Annotated in this window: 7 protein-coding genes; 2 read left to right on the top strand and 5 right to left on the bottom strand. The window is 67.2% G+C overall.

All coding sequences use genetic code 11. The features are described from left to right. The 4 genes from ACFWF3_RS22765 to ACFWF3_RS22750 all read right to left on the bottom strand — a co-directional run. Window positions 1-723: sulfate ABC transporter permease subunit (locus ACFWF3_RS22765; RefSeq protein ID WP_379315191.1), on the bottom strand; the 723-nt coding region annotated here is incomplete at its 3' end. Beyond that, a complete protein-coding gene (gene cysT, locus ACFWF3_RS22760) occupies window positions 720-1,571 on the bottom strand; it encodes a sulfate ABC transporter permease subunit CysT (RefSeq protein ID WP_378637744.1) in 852 nt (283 codons plus the stop codon). The genes cysT and ACFWF3_RS22765, both read right to left, overlap by 4 nt. A gap of 92 nt (window positions 1,572-1,663) precedes the next feature. Further along, on the bottom strand, window positions 1,664-2,716 hold the full coding sequence (locus ACFWF3_RS22755; protein ID WP_379315190.1) for a sulfate ABC transporter substrate-binding protein: 1,053 nt from the start codon (window positions 2,714-2,716) through the stop codon (window positions 1,664-1,666). Between the two features lie 210 nt (window positions 2,717-2,926). After that, window positions 2,927-3,016, bottom strand: coding sequence for an Ms4533A family Cys-rich leader peptide (locus ACFWF3_RS22750; RefSeq protein WP_019045829.1), 90 nt, complete (start codon window positions 3,014-3,016; stop codon window positions 2,927-2,929). Between the two features lie 74 nt (window positions 3,017-3,090). Here ACFWF3_RS22750 and ACFWF3_RS22745 point away from each other — a divergent pair, with 74 nt between their 5' ends. Further along, window positions 3,091-4,140, top strand: a complete 1,050-nt coding sequence (locus ACFWF3_RS22745) for a M48 family metallopeptidase (RefSeq protein ID WP_379315189.1) — start codon at window positions 3,091-3,093, stop codon at window positions 4,138-4,140. 111 nt (window positions 4,141-4,251) lie between these two features. Here the strand turns inward: ACFWF3_RS22745 and ACFWF3_RS22740 are convergent, their stop codons facing one another. Continuing rightward, window positions 4,252-4,488 (bottom strand): hypothetical protein, encoded by a 237-nt coding sequence (locus ACFWF3_RS22740; RefSeq protein ID WP_378993808.1) that lies wholly within the window; start codon window positions 4,486-4,488, stop codon window positions 4,252-4,254. Window positions 4,489-4,628: 140 nt separating this feature from the next. Between ACFWF3_RS22740 and ACFWF3_RS22735 the strand changes: the two genes are divergently transcribed. Continuing rightward, window positions 4,629-5,363 (top strand): trehalase-like domain-containing protein (locus tag ACFWF3_RS22735; protein ID WP_379315188.1); only part of this gene is annotated, 735 nt, incomplete at its 3' end.

Below are 5,363 nucleotides of genomic sequence, written 5' to 3'. Positions count from 1 at the left end.
GTAGGCGCCGAAGGTGTTGTGGTCGTTGATATAGCGGCCGTGCACCAGCAGGGTGAGCGTCTGGGACTTGCCGGGAAGCGCCGTGGAGACCATGATCACCGCGCCGAACTCGCCCAGCGCGCGGGCCACGGTGAGCACGACGCCGTAGGTCAGGCCCCAGCGGATGGCGGGCAGGGTGATCCGCCAGAACGTCTGCCAGCGCGAGGCGCCGAGGGTGGCCGCGGCCTGCTCCTGATCGTCACCGATCTCGTGCAGCACCGGCTCCACCTCGCGCACCACGAACGGCAGCGTGACGAAGATGGTCGCGATCACCATGCCGGGCAGGCTGAAGATCACCTTGAATCCGAGTGATTCCAGCCCGCCGAACCAGCCGCCCGCGCCCCACAGCAGGATCAGTGACACACCGACGACCACCGGCGACACCGCGAACGGTAGGTCGACGATGCCCTGCATCAGACTGCGGCCCGGGAACTTGCTCCGGACCAGCGCCAGCGCCGTGACCACACCGAACACCACGTTCAGCGGCACCACGATGACCACGATGATCATCGACAGCTGGAACGCCGAGATGGCCGCGGGCGTGGTGATCGACTCGATGAACGCGCCGATCCCCCGCTCGAACGTGCGCAGCAAAATGATCACCAACGGCAGCACCAGCAGGATCAGCAGGTAGCCCAGCGCGACCGTGCGCAGCGAGATCCTGGTGAACGCGGACAGTTTCATCGGGCCGCCTCTTCTTTGCGCGAGGTGCGTTCGGCCAGGATCCGCAGCACGAGCAGGCTGACGAACGAGATCACCAGCAGCGCCACCGACACCGCGGCCGCGTTGACCGGCCGGTCGACCTCGATCTGCTGCTGGATGTACTGCGAGGTCATCTGCGTCTCGCGCGGGATATTGCCGCCGATCAGCACCACCGACCCGTACTCACCGATCGCCCTGGCGAAGGCGAGGCCGCCGCCGGAGATGATCGCCGGCGCCAGGGTGGGTAGCACGATGCGCCGGAAGGTGATCCAGTTGCTCGCGCCCAGCGACAGCGACGCCTGCTCCACTTCCTTGTCGACCTCGATCAGCACCGGCTGCACCGAGCGCACCACGAACGGCAGCGTGACGAAGGCCAGCGCCACCACCAGACCGGGCTGGGTGGCATTGAGGTGGATGTCGACCGGGCTGTTCGGGCCGTAGAGCGAGAGCAACACGATCGAGGCGACGATCGTGGGCAGCGCGAACGGAAGGTCGATCAGCGCGTTGACGATGCCCTTGCCCGGGAACTCGTCACGAACCAGCACCCAGGCGATCAGCGTGCCCATCACGACATTGATCACGGCGACGATCACCGAGACGCCGATCGTCACCTTCAGCGAGTCGAGCGCGGAGGGCGCGGTGACCGCGTCCCAGAAGCCGGACCAGCCGTCTTCGAAGGAGCTGACGGTGAGCGCCGCCAGCGGCAGCAGCACGATGAGGCTGAGCCACAGCACGGCGACACCGATGCCGAACGGGCCCACCGACCCGGTGACGCGCAGCCAGGCCCAGCGAGGTCCGCGCGAGGTCGGCGGCTTTTTGTCCAGTTTCACGGCGCCGCCGGGATCGGAGGTCTCCCCGGTCCCGGCGGGCCCACTGCTGTCAGTCACAGTTGTCCAGTATCGCGTGTGAGCCGGGTCACGGCCTACTTGGTGGCCTTGTCGTAGATGACGGCGACCTTGCCGGTGCCCTGTGCGAACAGATCCTTGTCGACAGCCTTCCAGCCACCGAGGTCATCGATGGTCCACAGCTTGGCCGGGGTCGGGAAGTCCTTGGCGAACTCGGCCGCGACCTTCGGGTCGACCGGACGGAAGCCGGCCTTCGCCCACGCCTTCTGGCCCTCGGCGGTGAACAGGAAGTCGCGGAACGCGGTGGCCTTGGCCAGGTTCTTCGAGTTCTTCAGCACCGCGACCGGGTTCTCGATCTTGAAGGTGGTGGGCGGGTTGATGTGCTCGATCGGGTCGCCGTTGCGCTCGGAGAAGATGGCCTCGTTCTCGTAGCTCAACAGCACGTCGCCGGTGCCCTGCAGGAAGGTCTCGGTGGCTTCACGGCCCGACTTGGGCTGCACCTTCACGTGCTCGGGCGAGACCAGCTGCGACAGGTAGTCCAGACCGGCCTGCTGGTTCTTGCCGCCGTCGCTCTTGGCGGTGTAGGGCGCGAGCAGGTTCCACTTGGCCGAGCCCGAGCTGAACGGGTTCGGGGTGACGACCTCGACACCCGGCTTCAGCAGGTCGTCCCAGTCCTTGATGCCCTTGGGGTTGCCCTTGCGGACCACCAGGGTGACGACCGAACCGAAGGGGATGCCCTTGGTGGCGTCGGCGTTCCAGGTGGACTCGACCAGACCGGCGTCGACCAGGCGGGTGATGTCGGGTTCGACGGAGAAGTTCACGACGTCGGCCTCTGCGCCGTCCTTGACCTTGCGCGACTGGTCGCCCGAGGCGCCGTACGAGGCCTGGACCTGCACACCCTTGCCCGCGTCGGTCTTGTTGAACTCGGGCACGACCTTGTCGAAGCCCGGCTTCGGGACCGCGTAGGCGTAGAGATTGAGGGTGCCCCCGCTGCCGTCGGCCACGGTAGCGCCGCCGTCGGTCGAGTCGCTGGCGCCACCGCCGCAGGCGGTCAGGGCGACCGCGGCGACAGCAGTGAGAGCGATGGCGGCGGCGCGGCGGCGCGAGCCGATCCAGGTGTTGCGAGACATCGGGGTGTACCTTTCGGGAAAGGACCTGCGGCGCAACGATTTTCGTGGCGGCAGGGAAGATCGTGTCGATCGGTAGACCTGTCGTACGTGGATATACGACAGTTGGCGCGACTCGGGCCCAACGGCCCCCGGAGTGACGGACTACGACTGCGAAAGGAAAGCGCGCGCCAGTCTACTGGGCAAGAACGCGCAGCCGGGTCCGGTGGCCGATCATCGACAGAGAATGTCTGCGACCGCGAGGTTGCCGACAGCGATCAACGCCAACTCATGGCGGATCTGCGGGGCGACACTCGACGACACAGGCAGACTGTAGCAGATTGCGCCATGATGATCGCAATCGACGAGAGTTCTCTAACCAGGGGGGATTTCATCCTATGACCATGGCTCCAGACCGGGTTCGCACGCGTTTTCCGGAGATCAGCACGCGCACTTGGGAACACCCGGCCGACCGCACCGCACTCGTGGCGCTGCGCTCGCTGAGCGGCTTCGACACGGTACTGCGGGCGCTGTCGGGATTGTTGCGGGAGCGCCAGCACCGGTTGATGTACCTGGCGACCGCCGTGCGGGTCGACGATCGGCAGTTCCGCACCCTGCACCAGTTGCGCGCGGACTGCGTCGGCGTGCTCGACGCGCAATCCACACCGGAGATGTTCGTGCTCCAGGACCCTTCGGTGAACGCGTTCACCATCGGGATGGACAAGCCGTTCATCGTGCTCACCACCGGCCTGCTCGAACTGATGGACACCGAGGAACTGCGGTTCGTGGTCGGCCACGAACTCGGCCACGCACTGTCCGGGCACGCGGTGTATCGCACGATGCTCATGCACCTGATGCGGCTGTCGGCCTCGGTCGGCTGGATGCCGGTGGGCGGCTGGGCGTTGCGCGCGATCGTGGCAGCGCTGATGGAGTGGAGCCGCAAGTCGGAGCTGTCCGGCGACCGGGCCGGGCTGCTGTGCTGCCAGGACGTGGAGGCTTCGGTGCGCGTGCACATGAAGACCGCGGGCGGTGCGTGGTTGCACGAGATGAACCACGGCGCGTTCCTCGACCAGGCCGATGACTACCTGCGCTCGGGCGACCTGCGCGACGGCGTGCTCAAGCTGCTCAACCTGGAACTGCAGTCGCATCCGTTCTCGGTGCTGCGCGCGGCCGAGCTGCGCCGCTGGATCCAGTCCGGCGAGTACGAGCGGGTGCTCGGCGGCAGCTATCCGCGTCGCGAGCAGGACAAGAACGCGCGGATCAGCGAGGAGGTCAAGGAGGCGACCCGGCACTACCGCGAGTCGTTCGACCAGTCCGAGGACCTGCTGGTCCGCACAGTGCGCGACCTCGGCCGCGACGTGGGCTCGGCGGTGAACACGGTGGGTCAGGAAGTCGGCCGCACGGTATCCGACCTGGGCAAACGTTTCGACGACTGGCGCAAGAACTAGCCGCAGTGTCGGCGCGGGCTGGTGCTCGCGCCGACTAGCGCGTGAAGAACCACGCGATGACGACCAGGACCAGTAGGGCGATGAGCGCGAGCTGGACGCGAGAACGTGGCATCAGCGGGCACCGCTGCCGACGGTCGGGCGTTCGGCGAGGGCGACCGGCATCGGCGGTTCGGTGCGATCGTCGCGGCGCAGCAGGCGGAAGGCCATACGCAGGCTTCGGTCGAGCAGGAAAGCGATGGCGAAGCTGATCGGGACCATGCCGACCAGCACCACGAGAAACTGCGGAATGAAGGGCAGCCCGGCTACCCAGAGTTCGAACCCGTCCCACCAACCTGCGATGCGTTGCACGCCGTCCAGCCTAGTCGGTCGCCGTGAACGCCCTCGCCGTCCGCATGGCCGCGGGCGAATTCCCGGCCGCGACCGGCCGATACGCCGAGATCGCCGCCCCCAGCGGTGGACGCGCGCCCACACCGCCGTGATGATGGGGTATGGAGTCTTCCAGCGCTGACAGCCTGCCGATTCTGAGTCCGGTGTCCTCCAGCGGCCGTCGCGGCGCGTTTCCCCCGATCGACGACTATGCCTTCCTGTCCGACTGTGAAACCAGCTGCCTGATCGCCAGCAGCGGTTCGGTGGAGTGGATGTGCGTGCCACGCCCGGACTCCCCCAGCATTTTCGGCGCGATCCTCGACCGCAGCGCCGGGCATTTCCGGATCGGCCCCTACGGAACGAACGTGCCCGCGGCGCGGCGCTACCTGCCGGGCGGGATGATCCTGGAAACCACCTGGCAGACCGAAACCGGCTGGCTGATCGTGCGCGACACCCTGGTACTCGGCCCGTGGCACAACAACAACGCCCGGTCCAAGACCCACCGGCGCACCCCGATGGACTGGGACGCCGAACACATCCTGCTGCGCACGGTCAAGTGTGTGAGCGGCACCGTCGAACTCGAAATGAGCTGCCAGCCCTCGTTCGACTATCACCAGCGCGGAGCCAAGTGGGAGTACACCGGCAAGGTCTACGAGCAGGCGACCGCGCGGGCGTCGAGCGATCCCGACAGTGGGCCGTCGCTGATTCTCACCACCGATCTGCGCCTCGGTCTGGAGGGGAGGGAGGCACGCGCCCGCACCAGGATGGCCGAGGGCGACCAGGTGTTCGTCGCGCTCACCTGGTCGGAGCTACCCGCGCCCGCCACCTACGACGAGGCCGCGCAGAAGATGTGGGCG

Source organism: Nocardia sp. NPDC060220 (genome assembly GCF_042727815.1).
In the GTDB taxonomy this organism is placed as follows: domain Bacteria; phylum Actinomycetota; class Actinomycetes; order Mycobacteriales; family Mycobacteriaceae; genus Nocardia.
Note: the sequence above shows the minus strand (reverse complement) of the source record. Positions and strands in the feature narration are given on the sequence as shown.